The following is a 16,785-nucleotide window of genomic DNA, read 5'->3' as shown; positions in this document are numbered from 1 at the left end:
CAGGCCCGGCGGGGATCAGGCGGGCTGCCAGGTTTCCAGGCGGTAGGCGCTGTCCCAGAACAGCCATTCCAGGCGAGAGGCGGTGACAAAAGCAGCCGTCATCTTCTCCCGCGTCGCCGCTGTGGTCTGCGTAGCCAAGGAGTCGGTGATGTCCAGGGCCTGTTGCACCACCTGGGCAAATTCTTCCCCGGCATAGGTGTCGATCCATTGTTGATAAGGATTGTTGGGCTTGGCGGTGCGGTAAATGGCGGATCCCACCTCACGGTAAATCCAGAAGCAGGGCAGCACAGCGGCCATGGCCACCTCGTAGGGATCCAAGGCAGCCGCAGCCAATAGAAAACGGGTGTAGGCGAAGCAGGCAGGAGCGTAGGTTGTCTCCGGCTGGATGTCGTAGAGGCGAAAGTAACTCTCGTGCAGGCTGCGCTCGGCCACAATGGCCCCCAGGGCAAAGTTCAAGAAACTCACCACCCGCTCAGCCCCCTCGGAACGGGCCCCGATCAAGGCAAGGGCGCGGGCAAAATCGGTGAGATAAAGAGCATCCTGCTGCAGATAGAACTGAAAGCGCTGCCGCGAGAGGCTGCCTGCGGCCAGCTCTTGGTTAAAGGGGTGATCCAAGATCTGTTGGTAGATGGGCTCGATCGTCTGCCAGAGGTGGGCGGTAAAAGATTGAGACATGGTGGCTCTCTCGCGGCGTTTCTGGGGTTCTTTTCAACTGATTGAGATCTCTGGGTGTGGGGGAAACTCTTTGGGTGCCCTGTGGCCGGAAAGTTGGACGTGAGTATCTCGATTCCAGATCCCTACCCCCGCTAGGGCGGGGATCTCCTTGTCTCAGATTGCCCCTCCTCTCAGTTACCGCTTTTCAGGGGGTCAGCCCAGCTAAACCTAGGCTTCGGGCATAAGGGGACGGAAGCCGTGCTTGCGGGACAGTTGCCCGATTAAATCCAGCTTTTCTAGGGTGATCAAGTTGCGGCCCCAACTAAAATTGGTGTACAGGCCCTCGAACTCCAGGAGCATCGCCTCGGCAAAGCAGGCGAAGAGCTGGCGGGCCGGGTTGGCCACATTCAAAAATTGCATAATATTCCACTCGATATCGAGAGAGTGTTCCACCATGCCGCCGTCGATCACGTACAGCCCCTTGCGCTGCAACTTGGAGGCGATGTTTTTCGGGTAGCCACCGTCGATGATCACGCAGGGATCCGGAAGCACCTGAGGATCGAGGGTCACTCCTTGGCTCATGCTGGCCACCCAGACGATGAAATCGGCGCGGGGCAAGGCCTCTTCCAAGGAACAGACCTCCCCTTTTTTAAGTTTGGCCTGCAGCTCTTCCAGGCGTCGCCGCTCGCGGGCTATCAACAGCAATTTGGCCGGGGAAGTGTGGGCTACCAACCACTGGCAGATGGCACTACCGATATCGCCGGTGGCCCCCACCACGGCAACTGTGGCAGCTGCCAAATCCATGGCGTAGCGCTGGGCCGCCGCCTGCAATTGCTGACAGATGATATAGGCCGTGTGGGTGTTGCCGGTGGTAAAACGCCGAATTTCCAGGTCGATGTTGCGCACCCGCCTGAGGGTGTCGAGGCGAAAATTCTCGAAAATAATGCTGCTAAATCCTCCCAGGGTGGTGATGTTCAAGCCGCGCCGCTGCGCCAAGGCCATCGCATTCAAAATCTTGCGACAGGCCGCCTTCACCCGTCCCCCCGCCAGCATTTCCGGCAGGAAACAGGATTCGACGTACTGGCCATAGATTTTTTGGCCCGTGATGCTGGTCACCACGATCTCGTCCACCACCTGAGGCGGAGCCATGCACCAAAATTCCAGGTCGCTCTCCGCATATTCGGAATACCCCAGCTTATCTGCCACCCGTTTTGCGTGGGCCAGGCTGGTCAGGTGCCCGATCAGGCCGAACATAGATGCTCACTCACTTCGATACTTAACTTTATGAGCTCCATCCGGATCCCATCAAAACATGTCCGCACCCAGAGAGGGTAGGGAGCGTTCCAGCCAGGCCGGAAAACCAATCGGCAGGCAGAGTTGAGTTGCGTCAGGCGGCCCGCAGACCCTGGGCCGAGAGGCGCATTACCTCGCGGGTGTTGAAGCCGATGCTGGCCAGGGCCTCGCCGTAGGCGATCATGAAGTCTTCTACAATGGCCTCGCGATCCATGTAAATGGCTTCCACATCCGCCTCTACCTGCTGCAGCATCTGCCGAACTAGAGGCAGATTTTGGGCGTTGGCTGCTTCGATCTGGGCTTTAACCTCGGCAAAGTGCTCGCCCAGCCAGCGCTCCCCAAAATTGAGGTGCAGATACTCGTCCTTAACTACCCCCTCGGTGATCTTGCGGGCAAAGTCATCGGCAACCGGGATGTAGATGTTGTAGGCGGCAATGGCAAAGCACTCGATGATCAAAGACTGAATGACAAAACAGGAGACCAGATCCCCTGCCGCTGCGGCGCTTTGGAAATTGTCCCGCAAGGGCGCGAAAAAGGCGCGGGCAAACTCCACATCGGGTTCCACCTGCAGGTTTTTGCCGCAGGCCTGGAAGCCTTTCATGTGGCGCAATTCCATCTTGGCCAGCTTGCGCAGCTCCTCTGCAGCTTCCGGCAGCATTTCGGCCAGCTTGAGGTAGTTGTCGTGGGCTTCTTGTTCGCCTTCGATAACAATACCGTTGATGCGGGAGTAGGCCTGCCGATACCTTGGGCTGCTGTAGTCTAGGGCAGTGCCGCCCCCATCAGTGGGGGACGGGGGGGTGTTGGGCAGGACGTTCGCTGGGGCCATACTCGTGCATCTCCTTTTGTAGTTGTAGATTGTTGTGAACCGCTTCGCCGGCCCTTCAACAATCCTGGCGCTTGCCACTAAATTGTTCCTCTACTCAGAATAGCCTCAGGTGGTGCGGAATTCATCGGATCCCTTTTGCCCAGGGAGGCAAGCCTGTTAGGGTGAGTGCTCAGGTGCCGTTGAGGAGCCGGGGGTATGTCTGCTCTTGGGGAGGGCCTGAATCAGCTGCGCCAGTTGCTGGTGGATCTGGAGGAACAATCCCTCGATCAGCCGATTGGCAGCGCCGAGGAGGTGTTGCAGGCAATCGAGATGGCGACGGCTTTTGAGCTGTTCGAGGCGGAAAGCAGCCGTTTGCTGCTGCAGATTGTGGCCAATCTCTGGGATCGGGTACGCCAGCACGATCTGTCGGCGCAGGAGATCGAGGCGGTGGCAGAGAAGCTGCGGGCGGTGGGCTATACCGATGCCGAGATCCAGGAGATCTTGGATCTGGAGCCTCAGGACAACTAGCCGCAGGCTAGGCGGAAACCATGCCCAACTCGGCGGGAGCGACATCTGCTTCTAGGTGAGTGGCCGTGTCGTAACAGGCTCCCCGCAGGTTGGCAAGCTTGAGTTTACAGCCGCTGAGGTTGGCCCCTTTCAGGTTGGCGCCGCTGAGGTTGGCCCCCGCCAGGTCTGCCTGGCTGAGATCGGCACCACTCAGGTCGGCTGCGGTCAGGTTGGCGCCGCGCAGGTTGGCCCCTTGCAATCGAGATCCCTGCAATTTGGCCTTTTCTAGATTGGCCAGGCGCAGGTTGGATCCCTGCAGATCGGCTTGGCTGAGGTCGGCGCCGCTCAAGTAGGCCCGCTCCAGGTTGGCAGCGGCCAGTTTGGCCTGCTGGAGGGTTGCTCCGCCCAGGTCGATCCCGGCCAAGTCGGCACCGGCCAGGTCAGCTTCGGCCAATTGGCTGTTGCTGAAGTCCCGCTCGCCGCTGCCATAGCGCTGCAACAGTTCCGCTGCGGTTTCGACCATTGCTTTTCCCCATCCTAGACAAGTCGGATCCTACCGAGGAACAGGGTTGCCGCCAAGGGCGCACATCCTCCAGGCGGCGCCTATCAGCCATGCCTCCAGATCCGAACATCTGCCAAGGCCATCAGCCCTCTTGCCTGCGAGAGCGCGCTAGGATGGGCGCAACGCCCTTTTCTCTGGATCCCATTTGTTCTGTTATGAGCTTGCCCCGCGTGCCCCGCTCCCGGCCCCGCCCAAAGTTACGCTCGATCCCTCGCCGCAAAACCGAATCGGCTCTCTATGCCGAGATGCAGCAGCTCACTGTGGAAAAGCAGCGGCTCAACCAGGAATTGGAGTTCATTCAGGAACGGCAAGGGCAAATTCAAGCAAGGCTCCGGGAAATCGAACAAGCGCTACAGCGTTTTCAGCAGGAGGCAGAGAGCTTTCGGGATCCCGCCGCTGCTCGAGAACCGGGCACTGGCCGCTTCTCCTCCTCCCGTTTCCCGCCGATGACCTTTGAGTACTGAGCCAGTTCCCTGCCGAGTGGGGAAGCCAAAGCCATTGCCAAAGGAGCAAAAAACTGGGTTTAGAGCCCCGTTCTGTCCTTTGGGACGGCCTTGTGGTACCTTTTGTATGGCGGCATGGGTAGTCAACCGCTTCAAAAACCCAGTAGTCTAACCCCTAAGACATTAGCTAGGGTTTTGTATTGGCCTTGAAGCGGTACCCTTGGGCAGAAGAGAACCGAGCCGCGAGACCGAAGTCCAGGGGTAGACCTGTTGGCTTTTGCTACCGGGATCCAGCCGCCCAGTCCGAGATCTTCTCATGGCCCATTCTGAAACTCCCATCCGGCATCGCTGAGTCCATAACTGCAACTGAGTACACAAGGAGCTGAGCCTCGACCATGGTTACTGCCACCGCTACTGCGACCAACGTTGGCTACATCACTCAGGTCATTGGACCTGTGATCGACGCCGAGTTTCCCAGCGGCAAGCTGCCTGAAATCTACAACGCTCTCAAGGTGGAGGCGACGACCGAAAGCGGATTGAAGGTCAAAGTCACCTTTGAGGTGCAGCAGCTTTTGGGGGATAACCGCGTGCGGGCCGTGGCCATGTCTTCTACCGATGGCTTGGTGCGGGGCATGCCAGTGGTGGATACAGGTGCCCCGATTACCGTGCCGGTGGGCGAGGCTACCCTGGGTCGCATTTTCAACGTGCTGGGGGAGCCAGTGGATCAAGGAGAGCCGGTGCAAGCCAAGGAGTTTGCCCCCATCCACCGCAGCGCGCCGCCCTTTGTGGAGCTGACCGTCAAACCGGAGCCCTTTGAAACCGGCATTAAGGTGATCGACCTGCTGGCCCCCTTCAAGAGAGGTGGCAAGGTGGGCCTGTTTGGCGGCGCCGGCGTCGGCAAGACGGTGCTCATCCAGGAGCTGATCCACAACATTGCCGAGGAGCACTCCGGCCTATCGGTGTTTGCCGGCGTGGGAGAGCGCACCCGCGAGGGGAACGACCTCTACAACGAGATGAAAGAATCGGGGGTGCTGGACAAAGTAGCGCTGGTGTACGGCCAGATGAACGAGCCGCCGGGCGCTCGTATGCGGGTGGGCCTGACCGCCTTGACGATGGCGGAGTACTTCCGCGACGTCAACAAGCAGGATGTGCTGCTGTTTATCGATAACATCTTTCGCTTTGTGCAAGCTGGCTCGGAAGTGTCGGCGCTGTTGGGCCGCATGCCCTCGGCGGTAGGCTACCAGCCCACCTTGGCCACGGAAATGGGCAACCTGCAGGAGCGGATCACCTCCACCAAGCAGGGATCCATCACGTCGGTGCAAGCGGTGTACGTGCCCGCCGACGACCTGACGGACCCGGCGCCGGCGACGACGTTTGCCCACCTGGATTCGACGGTGGTGCTGTCGCGCAGCCTGGCGGCCAAGGGCATCTACCCGGCGGTGGATCCCCTGGATTCTTCGTCCACCATCTTGCAGGCAGACATTGTGGGCGAGGAGCACTACAACACCGCTCAGGCGGTGAAGCAAACGCTGCAGCGCTACAAAGAGTTGCAGGATATTATCGCCATTCTGGGGTTGGACGAGCTGTCGGAAGAGGACAAGCTGGTGGTGGCCCGCGCCCGCCGCATCGAGCGCTTCCTGTCGCAGCCGTTCTTTGTGGCCGAGGTCTTCACTGGCTCGCCTGGCAAGTACGTGAAGTTGGAGGACACCATCAAAGGCTTCCAGCGCATTCTCTCCGGAGAACTGGATCATCTGCCGGAGCAGGCTTTCTATCTGGTGGGCACCATCGAGGAGGCCATCGAGAAGGCGGAGAAGCTCAAGTCCAAGTAATCCCTCACCCTCAGCCCCTCTCCCAGGGGGAGAGGGGGGTTGGCGGCTGCTGAGGATCCTCGGCCACAGGCCCGAAGCGGTAGCCTTTGCCATAGACGGCGTGGATCAACTCGGGGGAGCCGGGCAGACGGAGGCGGCGCCGCAGCAGGCGCACCTGAGCAGCCAGGACGTTGCTGCTGGGGGGATCCTCGCCGGCCCACACCCGCTCGTAGATCTGCTCGTGGGTGAGCAACTGGCCGGGGTGGGCCATGAAGTACTCCAGCAGGCGGAACTCTTTTTGGGAGAGGTGGATCATCCGTCCTTGGCGGTAGGCCACTTGGTTCTCCCGATCCAGCTCTAGGTCTCCAATTTGCAGGCGAGGGATCCCTTCGCCGGGGCCGGCAGCCCGCCGCAAGAGGGCTCGCACCCGCGCCAGCAGCTCCCGCAGCTCGAAGGGCTTGACCAGGTAGTCGTCGGCGCCGGCGTCCAGCCCTTCCACCCGGTCGTCGAGAGTATCTTTGGCGGTCAGGAAGAGGATGGGGGTGGCGCGATCTACCTGTCGCACCTGTTGGCAGAGGGAGAGGCCGGACAGGCCCGGCAACATCCAGTCCAGTACCAGCAAGTCGTAGGGTGGGGCTGGGGGCTTCTGCAGCAGCTCCCAGGCGCTGTTTCCCTCGTAGGCCACGTCCACGCTGTGGCCCTCTCGCCGCAGGTGCTGGGCCAGGGAATCGGCCAGCTCCACTTCGTCGTCCACCAACAAGATGCGCGCCATGCTCTAGGATTCTGTCTCGTCGTCGCTTGCCGGAGGGGCCAGGGAGGGAGGGGGCTCCAGTTGTAAGCAGAGATCGTAAAGGCGGCGCCGCGTCCACAGGGGGGATCCCTGGAAGCGCCGGGCCAGTTGGCGGCTGGCAGCGGAGCGGGGAAGGCCCTCGGCCAGCAGGCGGGCCAGCTCCTGGCGAACTTCCGCTTCCGAGGGGGAGGTTTCTTCGCCCTTTTCGGAGGCAGGCCGCCCCTCTAGAACAAGGGTGAACTCCCCCCGCGGCGGCTGGGCGGCGCAGTGCTCCAGAGCGGCGGCCAGGGATCCCCGCCAGAAGGACTCGTGCAGCTTGGTCAGCTCGCGGGCCAGCACGATCTGCCGCCGGGGGCCGCAGTGAGCCAGGAGATCTTGCAGGGTTTGCTGCAGGCGATGGGGGGCTTCGTAGAGAACGACGGTGCGCTCTTCTTGGGCCAGTTGTTGCAGACGGGCTTGTCGTTGGCTGGCTTTGAGCGGCAAAAACCCCTCGAAGACAAACCGCCCTGTGGCCAGCCCAGAAGCAGCCAAAGCGGCCACTGCCGCTACCGGGCCAGGCACCGGGATCACCGGGATCCCAGCTTGGATACAGGCGCGCACCAGTTCCTCTCCTGGATCGGAGATGGCGGGTGTGCCGGCATCGCTGATTAGGGCCACCGACTGCCCTGCCGCCAGATACTTGAGGATTTGCGGGATGCGCTGGGCGGCGTTGTGCTCGTGGTAGCTGATGAGGCGGGCGGAGATCTGAAAGTGTTTAAGAAGCTGGCCGGAGTGGCGGGTGTCTTCTGCCGCCACCCAGTCCACTTCCCGTAGGACTCGCAGCGCCCGCAGGGTAATGTCTTCGCGGTTGCCGATAGGGGTGGCCACCAAGTAGAGGCTGGCGGTGGGGCGCTCCATCTCGACAAGGCCAGAGCTAAGCGGGTACTGCTTTCCAGGTTAAGGGATCCCTGTGGCAGGATCGGGGAAGATTGGCGGGAGAAAGCAGGTGCGCCTGACCACGCGAGCTACCTATAGCATCCGGGCTTTGCTGGATCTGGCGATGCTTGGCCAGGTGGCCTCGGTGCGGGCCATTGCCGAGCGACAGCAGATCCCGGCCCCCTATCTGGAAAAGCTGTTGATCGAGCTGCGCCAGGCTGGCTTGGTCTGTTCGCAGCGCGGGGCGCAGGGGGGCTACCGGCTGGCACGGGCACCGCGGCGGATCCCAATTAGCGCCATTTTGGCGGCGGTGGGAGAATCTCTGGATCCTCTCCCGGCTGAGAGGGCAGGGGCTCAGCAGGAAGGCTCTGCGGATGGGCTGGACTGGGTAACGGAGGCCCTCTGGCGGCGGATCGCCCAGCGGGTGGAGCAGGTGTTGGAGGAAACAACTCTGGAAGATCTCTACTTCGACGCCCGCAGTTGGCAGGCAGCCCAAAGTCAGGGGGGAGGGTTTGTGGTCTGATCGCGCCTGCGGGAGGGAGACCTTGCTGTTTTTTCCGAGTCAGCCAGCCGCTCCCCTGGTGCTGGCGGCGGCTTTGGGTCTGGATTACTGGTTGGCAGATCCCTGGGGGTGGCCCCATCCGGTGCGGGTGATGGGGGCGGTCATCGCCTGGGGCCAGAGTTGCATTCTCAGGCGCTGCCCAACGCCGGCGGCCCAGCGCTGGGGCGGGGCAGCTCTCACCCTGGCGCTGCTGGCGGGATCCTACGCGGCAGGCTGGGGGCTGATCGCCGTTGCCCAGGCTCTCCATCCCTGGGCAGGGATCCTGATGCAGATCATCCTGATGGCCAGTTGCCTAGGGGGGCGCAGCCTGCGCTTTGCCGCCTTGGAGGTGTTGGATCCCTTGGAAAAGGGGGATCTGCCGCAGGCCCGCCAGCGCCTAAGCCGCTACGTGGGCCGGGATACGGAGCACCTGACGGAGGCGGAGATCTTGCGAGCGGTGGTCGAGACGGTAGCCGAGAATACCCCCGACGGGGCGACGGCCCCTTTGTTCTATGCCTTTTTGGGAGGGGCGCCCTTGGCTTTGGCCTACAAGGCCAGCAGCACGCTTGATTCGATGGTGGGCTACCGCCATGCCCCCTTCACCTACCTGGGCACGGTGCCGGCCCGCTGTGAGGATGGGCTGACCTGGCTGCCCTGTCGCCTGACGGTGCTGACCCTGGCCCTGCTCAGCGGGGATCCCTGGGGATTTTGGCAGCGCTGTCGCCGCGACGGGCGGGCGGATCCCAGCCCCAATTCGGGGTGGAGCGAGGCGGCCTTTGCCTGGCGGCTGCAGATCCAGTTGGGAGGCACCAATTTCTATCGCGGCATCCCCAAAGAGAAGCCCAAGGTGGGGATCCCGGCTCGTCCCTTGAGCCCCCAGGTGGTGCGGGAGAGTCTGGGGCTGCTGAGGCAGGTTCTGGGGGTGTGGGGAAGTTGGATGGTGGGAGTAACTCTAGTTCTCAACTCTCCTCTCCCTCTAGGAGAGGGGTTGTAAACTACTCCAGACTAAAGTCAGGAGCTTTTAGTAGCCCTGCAGTCGGCAAACCGACCGCGGACCTCTGGGCTGGTTTACAGCAGCCCCAATCGACCGTTCCCAGTGCCTTAAAAGCCGTTTCTGGTGCCCGCAACACTAGGATAATTCAGAAGCAGCTAAAGCTGCCTAAGCCGAACAGAGGCAGAAAAGGCGAGGTCTTGCAGTCAAAACTGAACGGTCTGGAGCGTCGCATGCGCATGGGAAGGAGCTCCGGGATCCAAGGGCTTTTAATCTTAACGGGTGCTAGCTCAGCGCCCAGCGCTGCAGGGCAATGCCGAGGAGCAGGCCCAGGCCGCCAAAACGCAGCACCTGCCAAAAGGTGGCAGGAACGGGGTTAAACACTTCCAACAGGTAGGCTTGCAGACGTTGTTCCAATTGGCTGACTTCCGCCTGGATTTCAGCCCAGTGTTCGGGGGAGAGCTGGGATAGGCGCTCCAGCTCGCGCAGGTCGGCCAGCCGCGCTTGCAAGATCTCGAGCTTGGCTTGCAGAGCCTCAAGGGAATCGGGGGAATCGGGAGGAGCGGTCACGGCTGCGCCTCGGCTGGGGGGGCGGGGGAACGGGATCCGGCAAACCCGGTTTGGATCTCGTTGAAGGGTTTGGCTTGGATCACCCCTGGGGGGACGGGATCCAACTGGAAGAGGGCGCGAATGGCGTTTTCCACTTCGGTGATGGGGCGGTTGCCAATGGATTGGTAGACGAGGTTGCCCTGGGAGTCAAAAAGCAGGGTCTGGGGGACTTGGCCGCTGTAGTATTGGCCACGCTCATCCCCAGGCAGGAGGGAATCGACAGAATAAGGAATGAAATAGACTCCCCAGCCATAGCGAACTTGCAGGTTGGCCAGGGTGGCTGCGTATTTTTTGCAGTCGCTGCTGTCGTCGATGTAGTACACCAGCAGGGCCGGGATCCCTTGTTCTTTGGCCTGTTTCAGGGAGACACGAGGGGGGATCATGCCGCCGTTGGAGCCATAGAGGGCAAAGATGTTGCCGTCGTAGCGGTCGTCGTTGAGGAGAGCATGGGCAGGCGGAGACAACCAGCCCATTAACACGACGCACAAAGCTACCAGGAGAAGACGCAGCCACAGCATGATTCAAAACAGCATGATCCAGGGAGGATTGTCGGGCAGAGGGGAGGCTCTCTCATTGTGCCATTTTGCCCCGGTTCAGTCTCAGGGGCGGTGGATGATGGCCTCGACCCGCCGTTGTTTTTTCACCGGATCTACGCCCACCAGCCGGATGTAGTCCTTGGGAAAACGGCTGAGGCACTGCTCGACAGCCTGACAGGCAGCGGCCCATTCTCTCAGGTGGGCAACTCCACACTCCTGCCAGGAATGAACGCGGTAGCGGCGCGGATCCGCATGCTCCACCAGGATCTCATAGCCTTGGGCCAGGATCTGGCGAAGCTGGGCCTGCACGTCTGGGTTGAGGGAAACTGGGGCAGGATCGGCCGAGTTGGCAGCCACAGGAGGAGGGGATGGCGGGGAAGCGGGGGGCGGCTCTTGAGGAGCGGAGCGCCGGAGGCCAAGGTATTCCTCGGAGAGGCGACGGGCTTCTACTTGGTGTTGCTCGGCTTTGAGCTGGTGGCCGGCCTGGATCAACTGCTCCAGAGAAAATCGCGGTGGCGGAAACTGGGGGGCGCCCTCTTTGCTTTTGAGCAGGCGAAAGGCAATCCCTTCCAGGCCGACTTCTTGGATAAATTGCCATACCTGCTCGTCGTAGAGCTGGGCGCGCAGGGCGCCGAAAAAGTCGATGGCCTGCTCGGGAAAGGCGTCCACCAGGCGCTCAATCTCCTCAAGAGACAGCCCGTCGGCTTGAAAAATGCCGTGAACGATGTGGATGCGGTCGGTGCGGCTGGGCTCCCAGTAGAACTTGCGCATGCGCCCATCGCGGATGAGGGGGGCATAGAGGGTGGAAAAGTCGTTGCCGGTGGCGATGATGGGCACCCGCGGCAGGGGCTTGGGATCGTAGCTGCCGGGAAGCTGCACGTTGGTGGGGTTGTCGGCGATGTTCATCAGGGTGGCGCTCACCAGTTGGGTGTTGACGGTGTACTGGGTCATGCTGTTCAGGCGACCGGCGCCGGCATCCAGGTCGTTGATCATCAGCACGGCCATCTGGCCAAATTTGCGGATGTGCTCGGCAGCTTCACGGTAGCGCAGGCGAATCATACGGGCGGGATCCCCGGCGTCGGGACTTTCCAGCTCGCCCCCCGAGATGTGGACGGCATAGACCTTCATGCGCTCAAAGATGAGGTTGCATTGGAAGGTCTTGCCCTCCCCCTTGCGCCCGTGGATGCCCAAGATGAGCGGAACGGGCACGTCGGGCAGAGGAAGATGATTTTTGGTCAGGTGCAGGGCGACAACTTTAAGAAAGGTGGGGGGGATGTAGTAGCTCATCGGTGGGCCTTAGCTTGGTTGCGAGAGTTTCTATTTCCTCCATTGTCGTTCTGGGAAGTTGGCCCCTGCCCCTCCTCGGCCCAATTCTCGGCGGGCAGCAGGGACAATACTCCAGATAAGTGCTAATTATCTGGACTATCGGCAAGGGGAAAGAGTGCCCACATGGGCGTTGCCATGGGATTACGCGGGAGGTTAGTTTTTGTAACAGTCTTCCGGCAGGGCGACCCCAGAGATGGCAACACAAGCTTTTCTGGCGCTCTGGTCAGGCCGGCTTAGACGAAAAGCTGTCCATCTAAGGGTGAGATCTTGCTGTTGAATTGCCTAAGCTCTGTGTTGCTGGCTGTCGAAGCCGCCGCTCCCGTCGAGGCGCCAGGGGGAGACAACCTCTCTCCCTTGATCTTGGTGGCGGTGCTGCTGGCCTTGGTGGTCATCTACTTGGCCAGCCGCGTTGGCGGAGAAATGGCCGTTCGCCTGAGTTTTCCCCCCGTGCTGGGAGAGTTGCTGGGAGGGGTGTTGGTGGGCGGTTCTGGCCTGGGGTTACTGGTTTTTCCCGAAGGGCCGCTTTCTGCCGAGGCGTTGCCTACCTTGGCCCAGTCCTCAGCTCTGATGCAGATTCTGCAGGCCACCGCGGGTCTTGACAAGGGATCCCTGGTGCAGGTGTTCTCCTCCCAAAGCCAGATCATCGACATCCTCTCGGAGATGGGGGTGGTTATCCTTCTCTTTGAAATTGGTCTTGAGTCGGATCTGGGGGAACTGTTGCGGGTTGGCCCGCAGGCGGCGGCCGTGGCCGTTATTGGGGTTGCTGTGCCCTTTGCGGCGGGAACACTGGGCCTGCTCTACCTCTTTCACGTGCCTGTCATCCCTGCCATCTTCGCCGGGGCGGCTCTGACGGCAACCAGCATTGGCATCACCGCCCGCGTCTTGGCCGAGCTGCAAAAACTCACCTCCCTCGAAGGGCAGGTGATCATCGGCGCCGCCGTCCTGGACGACGTGTTGGGCATCATCATCTTGGCGGTGGTGGCCAGCTTGGCCAAAACCGGAGAGGTTGACGTCGCCGATGTTGGCCTCATCGTCGTCAGCGCTGTCGTCTTTCTCGTCGGCTCTATCGTCTTGGGGCGACTCCTCAGCCCCTACTTTGTGGCTCTCCTCAACAACCTGAAAGCCCGCGGCAACCCCCTTTTGCCCGCTCTGGTCTTGGCTTTCTTGTTGGCCTACGTAGGGCAGGTGATCCACCTGGAGGCGATTTTGGGCGCTTTTGCCGCCGGCCTAATTCTAGGGGAAACCGACAAGCGCCAGGAGCTAGAAGAACAGATCAAGCCCGTTTCCGACCTGCTGGTGCCCATCTTCTTCGTCTGCGTCGGGGCCAAAACCAACCTCGCCGTGCTCAACCCCACCCTCCCCGCCAACCGCGAGGGGCTGATCATTGCCGTCTTCTTGGTTAGCGTTGCGATTGTGGGCAAGCTGGCCGCCGGCCTGGGGGCGTTCGGCAAGCCGGGCATCAACCGCTATGCCATCGGCGTGGGCATGATCCCGCGCGGCGAGGTGGGCCTGGTGTTTGCCGGCGTGGGAGCGGCCAGCGGGGTTCTCTCCGAGGCTCTCGACGTCAGCATCATCGTCATGGTGATCGCCACCACCTTTATCGCCCCCCTCTGGCTGCGGGGAGTATTGATCGGGGAAGTAGACTCTCCTCCTTCTCTCCTGGATCTGCAGGCAGAAGCATCAGAGCAAGACCGCGTCGAAACCCCATCAGCTCGCTCAGACTCAGAGCAGGTGGGCATTCCTGAGAGTTGAATCACCTCGACTTTCTCCCCAAACGTCCCCAGAGCGTCTGGAACAGCAGCCACAGCGGGTTGCGACGGCGGGATCCCACGTCTTCAACCTTCTCCGCCCTCTCCTGTTGGGGCAAAATCACCCGCATCGAGGGCGGGTCAAACCGCTGCATCGTTGTGGAGCGCCGATCCACCACCTCCGCCTTTAGGCTGCGAAAGCTGACAGACTGGAGATACCGCTGAAACTCTTCGTTCGACAACTGGCGAATGCAATACTGCATCCGCACCTGATCCCCCAACTGGATCTGATCCCCATCCTTGAGATCCCAGCTCAGACATTTCTGCCCGTTTACTGAGATGCCATTGGTGCTGCGCTTGCCTTCGATATTGCCGTCCAACAGCCGGTAGGTGTAGCCACCGCCCTTTTGCGGCAGCCGCAAGAGCAGCGCGTGCTGCCGAGAAACCGCCGCCGAATGGACGACAATGGCGTTGCTGGGATCCCTGCCGATGGAATAGGTGGCGGCACTGAGGGCCACAGCCCGCCGTCCCTGCTCGTCATCGATCACCAGCACATGCCAAGTCTGGGAGGGGGAAGACGCTGGGTCAGCAGGCATCGTTTGGGGTTGGCTTTGCCAGAGAAAGGTTCGGCAGAAGAAGGGCCTTCCTTCATAATGATAGGATAGGGCTTAGCCACCCGCGAGGAATCGTAAACAGCCGCCATGACTGCAACTCCCTCCCTTCTTCAGGAACTTCCCCCCATCTACCCTGGCGTGGCCGTGCGGGTCATCAATCCCAACGATACCTACTACCTCTTTGAAGGACAAGTACAGCGGGTTACCGACGACCATGCCGCTGTCCTCTTCGAGGGGGGCAACTGGGATAAATTGGTTACCTTCCGCCTTTCGGAATTGGAACTGGTGGACAAGTCCCGCCGCTAGCTCCGCTCCGCTTTCCTCTAGAACTTCCCCATGCGCAGCCATTGGCAGGAACCTTTCCTTTGGATCCATGCCGCCGGGATCCTCCTCTTCCCCTTGTGGATTGGGCTAACCGTCATTGGGTTGGCCACCGGGGATCCTCTCCTGTCGGTGGGAGTAGAGCAGGCCGCAGTGGCCGTGGCGGGCATTGGGCCAGTCTTTGCCATGCAGTGGCGCAAGCCCTTCGATGTCTTCAGCCTGTGGGTGGCCGCCGTTCCTCCCGAGGAACTCACCCCCGACCAACGCCGCATTTTGGCTGCCTTCCTCAGCCCCGAACACAAGATCTTGACGCTATTGGCGGCACTCCTGCTGCTGGAAGTCTTTGAGCGCCTCTACGACTTCGCCCCCCTCTTTGCCCCCCTCACCCCTGGCAACGGCACCCGTCTGGCCGGCCTGGCCATAGCCGCCTTCGGGTTTTGGGGGGCCAACCTGTTCTTGCAGATCCCCCTTGCTGCAATACGGGTACTTCTCCTCAGCGAGCCGGAGCTGGCCCAACTGGATCCCATCCCTGCTGAGGAGATCGAGAGCCGCTTCTCCGTTGTTGGCGATCGCCACACCCCGCTGTTGCAACGGCTGCTGCGCCGGATTGCCGCAGTCCCATCGCAGGCACAAAAAGATGGAAATCAGAGACTCGACTGTAAAGTAGAAGTAGCCGAAGCTGCCGGCTCAGATGCCGAATCCGAAGGACGGGAGGCTGCCACACCGGAAACGACCCCTGACTTCACTTAGACAGGTTGCTGGGACGGATTTCTACCCCAAAGAAACTGCAGCTGGATGCTAGAGTGGACGGGATCCAGACTGTTGTCTGACCATCGGCGTTCTCCTGATCTTCGAGGCTACCGCACCGGCAATGGCGAGCAACTTTTCCTTCCGCTTTAAACAGTTCACCCAACGCCTCAGAGAAACCACCCAGCTTCCCCAGTTTTTCACCGAGCAAGCCACCAGCGAAACCCAAAACCTCGCGCGGGAGTTGGCATTGGTTGGGGAATACGCCACCCAGCTCAGCCAGGTGGTGATGGAGGTGGACTTCCTCAACCAGCTCTACACCCGTCTTTTGAACGAGCGGGAAGTGCTGCAGCAGGAAAAAGACAACTTAGAAGCGCGGGTCTTCGAGTTGCAGCAGGAGCGCAACGAGACTGAACCCCAAGTGATGTACCTACGTGAACAACTGAGCCAGGCCGCCTTTCAACTGGAGCAAACGCAAAACCGCGAGCGCAGCCTCAGCGAGCGGGAACGGCAACTGTCGGAGATCGTGGCCCAACTGGAGCGCCGGCGGGCTGTGCTCAACCAGGCCATCGAAAACCTCACCAACCAAGAGGCCGATTACACCGTTCGCAACAAAGAGCTAGAGGCCGTCATCAAAGATAACGAGCGCAAAGCCAAGCAATACCTAGAAGCCGCCAACCACTACCGGGCGTACTTGGAAGAGCTGAACGCCCAGATACAGGAAGCTCAGGCCAAGCTGAGGAGCCTCGGTGTTGAGCCCAAACCCGCCGACCTGCCGCGGCTTGAGGATATGGAAAAGCCAACTCCCATCCCCACGCCGCCGCCCTCTACTCCCATCGGCTACCCACCACCCCAACAGCCTCCTCCACCCCAGTCGGGCGGCTACTGGTCGGACAGCCCCTTCGATGACGATCCCTGGAGCTAGGGGCTATCCCAACAGCGCTTGTAAGTCAGCTCTGCGGCAAAGCTCAGTGCCCTCTGCCCTGAGCCGCCTTGGGAGAGCTGAGGGAGACGCGTACCCTAAAGAAGAGATCCACAGTAGGGGATCCAGCGTCCAGTTACACCCAAGCCAGACCTATGGAACTGACTGTGCCGGATTTGCAAGCCCTCAGCCAATGGGATCGGCAGTTCTGCCGCTTTGCCGAGCAGCAACAGCTCCTCAAGCCCAAACAACTGGCCTTGGCCCTGAAGATCCAGCGGCAGCAGCACGGCCCCCTGGCCTTGATCCTCTGGCAGTTGGGGTTTGTGGGCCTGCAGCACTTGGCGCAGTTTTGGGAGAGAGTATCTGGCGACGCTGACCCGGAGCTGCTCCAAGACAAGGCCTTCGGCTGACAAAAAGGGTGACTGCTGCCGTCTGTTTTCCTGGCCGAGGAGCGAGACTGCAGTATGGCCTTTTCGGACTCCACCGTCACTCATCCTGAAAGTCCTGTAGCGGTGAGCTGCGGCTGATACATTTACGCTGAACACTGCTGAGCATTACTGCTCAGCGGTGAAGCGATAGCATTCTGTCCGTTTCCGTTGTCACTACGCGACGCTGACGCGACCGCGCTACTCGGACGGAGTCCAAACAGAAAG

Annotated in this window: 20 protein-coding genes; 10 read left to right on the top strand and 10 right to left on the bottom strand. The window is 61.0% G+C overall.

Annotation, left to right across the window (positions count from 1 at the left end; translation table 11 throughout):
• Positions 1 to 15: 15 nt before the first annotated feature.
• From tenA to SYN60AY4M2_RS05800, 3 genes are all read right to left on the bottom strand, one after another.
• Complete coding sequence (gene tenA / locus SYN60AY4M2_RS05810) at positions 16 to 675, bottom strand: thiaminase II (protein ID WP_011429321.1); 660 nt, start codon at positions 673 to 675, stop codon at positions 16 to 18.
• Between the two features lie 207 nt (positions 676 to 882).
• Positions 883 to 1,908 (bottom strand): long-chain acyl-[acyl-carrier-protein] reductase, encoded by a 1,026-nt coding sequence (locus tag SYN60AY4M2_RS05805; protein WP_011429322.1) that lies wholly within the window; start codon positions 1,906 to 1,908, stop codon positions 883 to 885.
• 133 nt (positions 1,909 to 2,041) lie between these two features.
• The gene (locus SYN60AY4M2_RS05800) at positions 2,042 to 2,773 is read right to left on the bottom strand and encodes an aldehyde oxygenase (deformylating) (protein WP_011429323.1); all 732 of its coding nucleotides are present in this window, start codon (positions 2,771 to 2,773) and stop codon (positions 2,042 to 2,044) included.
• A gap of 195 nt (positions 2,774 to 2,968) precedes the next feature.
• On the opposite strand from SYN60AY4M2_RS05800, the gene SYN60AY4M2_RS05795 reads away from it, so the two are divergent.
• Positions 2,969 to 3,280 carry a hypothetical protein gene (locus SYN60AY4M2_RS05795; RefSeq protein ID WP_011429325.1) on the top strand — a complete coding sequence of 104 codons (312 nt, stop codon included), beginning with the start codon at positions 2,969 to 2,971 and terminating at the stop codon, positions 3,278 to 3,280.
• Between the two features lie 7 nt (positions 3,281 to 3,287).
• On the opposite strand, the gene SYN60AY4M2_RS05790 is transcribed toward SYN60AY4M2_RS05795, so the two are convergent.
• Positions 3,288 to 3,782, bottom strand: coding sequence for a pentapeptide repeat-containing protein (locus tag SYN60AY4M2_RS05790; protein WP_099812487.1), 495 nt, complete (start codon positions 3,780 to 3,782; stop codon positions 3,288 to 3,290).
• Between the two features lie 194 nt (positions 3,783 to 3,976).
• On the opposite strand from SYN60AY4M2_RS05790, the gene SYN60AY4M2_RS05785 reads away from it, so the two are divergent.
• On the top strand, positions 3,977 to 4,285 hold the full coding sequence (locus tag SYN60AY4M2_RS05785) for a gas vesicle protein GvpV (RefSeq protein ID WP_240527746.1): 309 nt from the start codon (positions 3,977 to 3,979) through the stop codon (positions 4,283 to 4,285).
• A 374-nt stretch (positions 4,286 to 4,659) separates the two neighbouring features.
• Entirely contained in the window at positions 4,660 to 6,093 is a 1,434-nt protein-coding gene (gene atpD / locus SYN60AY4M2_RS05780) for a F0F1 ATP synthase subunit beta (RefSeq protein WP_011429328.1), read from the top strand.
• Between the two features lie 10 nt (positions 6,094 to 6,103).
• Here the strand turns inward: atpD and rppA are convergent, their stop codons facing one another.
• Both rppA and rsmI read right to left on the bottom strand, forming a co-directional pair.
• Positions 6,104 to 6,844, bottom strand: coding sequence for a two-component system response regulator RppA (rppA, locus tag SYN60AY4M2_RS05775; protein WP_011429329.1), 741 nt, complete (start codon positions 6,842 to 6,844; stop codon positions 6,104 to 6,106).
• 3 nt (positions 6,845 to 6,847) lie between these two features.
• On the bottom strand, positions 6,848 to 7,759 hold the full coding sequence (gene rsmI, locus SYN60AY4M2_RS05770; RefSeq protein WP_099812486.1) for a 16S rRNA (cytidine(1402)-2'-O)-methyltransferase: 912 nt from the start codon (positions 7,757 to 7,759) through the stop codon (positions 6,848 to 6,850).
• Between the two features lie 88 nt (positions 7,760 to 7,847).
• On the opposite strand from rsmI, the gene SYN60AY4M2_RS05765 reads away from it, so the two are divergent.
• Together SYN60AY4M2_RS05765 and cbiB are read left to right on the top strand one after the other, a co-directional pair.
• Positions 7,848 to 8,300 (top strand): Rrf2 family transcriptional regulator, encoded by a 453-nt coding sequence (locus SYN60AY4M2_RS05765; protein WP_011429331.1) that lies wholly within the window; start codon positions 7,848 to 7,850, stop codon positions 8,298 to 8,300.
• Positions 8,301 to 8,322: 22 nt separating this feature from the next.
• Positions 8,323 to 9,312, top strand: a complete 990-nt coding sequence (gene cbiB, locus SYN60AY4M2_RS05760) for an adenosylcobinamide-phosphate synthase CbiB (protein ID WP_099812485.1) — start codon at positions 8,323 to 8,325, stop codon at positions 9,310 to 9,312.
• Positions 9,313 to 9,594: 282 nt separating this feature from the next.
• Here cbiB and SYN60AY4M2_RS05755 read toward each other — a convergent pair whose 3' ends face one another.
• From SYN60AY4M2_RS05755 to SYN60AY4M2_RS05745, 3 genes are all read right to left on the bottom strand, one after another.
• Entirely contained in the window at positions 9,595 to 9,879 is a 285-nt protein-coding gene (locus SYN60AY4M2_RS05755) for a hypothetical protein (protein WP_011429333.1), read from the bottom strand.
• Positions 9,876 to 10,391: a thylakoid membrane photosystem I accumulation factor gene (locus tag SYN60AY4M2_RS05750; RefSeq protein ID WP_228375408.1), complete on the bottom strand. Its 516-nt coding sequence runs from the start codon at positions 10,389 to 10,391 to the stop codon at positions 9,876 to 9,878. Before SYN60AY4M2_RS05750 ends, SYN60AY4M2_RS05755 begins: the two co-directional genes overlap by 4 nt.
• Before the next feature lie 126 nt (positions 10,392 to 10,517).
• Positions 10,518 to 11,741: a ribulose bisphosphate carboxylase small subunit gene (locus SYN60AY4M2_RS05745; RefSeq protein ID WP_011429335.1), complete on the bottom strand. Its 1,224-nt coding sequence runs from the start codon at positions 11,739 to 11,741 to the stop codon at positions 10,518 to 10,520.
• A gap of 336 nt (positions 11,742 to 12,077) precedes the next feature.
• Here SYN60AY4M2_RS05745 and SYN60AY4M2_RS05740 point away from each other — a divergent pair, with 336 nt between their 5' ends.
• Complete coding sequence (locus SYN60AY4M2_RS05740) at positions 12,078 to 13,532, top strand: cation:proton antiporter (RefSeq protein WP_228375494.1); 1,455 nt, start codon at positions 12,078 to 12,080, stop codon at positions 13,530 to 13,532.
• Between the two features lies 1 nt (position 13,533).
• Here the strand turns inward: SYN60AY4M2_RS05740 and SYN60AY4M2_RS05735 are convergent, their stop codons facing one another.
• Positions 13,534 to 14,124, bottom strand: coding sequence for an FHA domain-containing protein (locus SYN60AY4M2_RS05735; protein WP_011429337.1), 591 nt, complete (start codon positions 14,122 to 14,124; stop codon positions 13,534 to 13,536).
• Between the two features lie 105 nt (positions 14,125 to 14,229).
• Between SYN60AY4M2_RS05735 and SYN60AY4M2_RS05730 the strand changes: the two genes are divergently transcribed.
• The 4 genes from SYN60AY4M2_RS05730 to SYN60AY4M2_RS05715 all read left to right on the top strand — a co-directional run bounded on the left by SYN60AY4M2_RS05730 (position 14,230) and on the right by SYN60AY4M2_RS05715 (position 16,542).
• A complete protein-coding gene (locus SYN60AY4M2_RS05730) occupies positions 14,230 to 14,448 on the top strand; it encodes an NAD(P)H dehydrogenase subunit NdhS (RefSeq protein ID WP_099812483.1) in 219 nt (72 codons plus the stop codon).
• A 30-nt stretch (positions 14,449 to 14,478) separates the two neighbouring features.
• On the top strand, positions 14,479 to 15,213 hold the full coding sequence (locus SYN60AY4M2_RS05725; RefSeq protein WP_011429339.1) for a low-complexity tail membrane protein: 735 nt from the start codon (positions 14,479 to 14,481) through the stop codon (positions 15,211 to 15,213).
• 121 nt (positions 15,214 to 15,334) lie between these two features.
• Positions 15,335 to 16,135 (top strand): hypothetical protein, encoded by an 801-nt coding sequence (locus tag SYN60AY4M2_RS05720; RefSeq protein WP_011429340.1) that lies wholly within the window; start codon positions 15,335 to 15,337, stop codon positions 16,133 to 16,135.
• Positions 16,136 to 16,287: 152 nt separating this feature from the next.
• Positions 16,288 to 16,542 carry a DUF2949 domain-containing protein gene (locus SYN60AY4M2_RS05715; protein ID WP_041438079.1) on the top strand — a complete coding sequence of 85 codons (255 nt, stop codon included), beginning with the start codon at positions 16,288 to 16,290 and terminating at the stop codon, positions 16,540 to 16,542.
• Positions 16,543 to 16,785 lie beyond the last annotated feature (243 nt).

It is taken from the genome of Synechococcus sp. 60AY4M2, from assembly GCF_002760375.1.
GTDB lineage: Bacteria > Cyanobacteriota > Cyanobacteriia > Thermostichales > Thermostichaceae > Thermostichus.
Note: the sequence above shows the minus strand (reverse complement) of the source record. Positions and strands in the feature narration are given on the sequence as shown.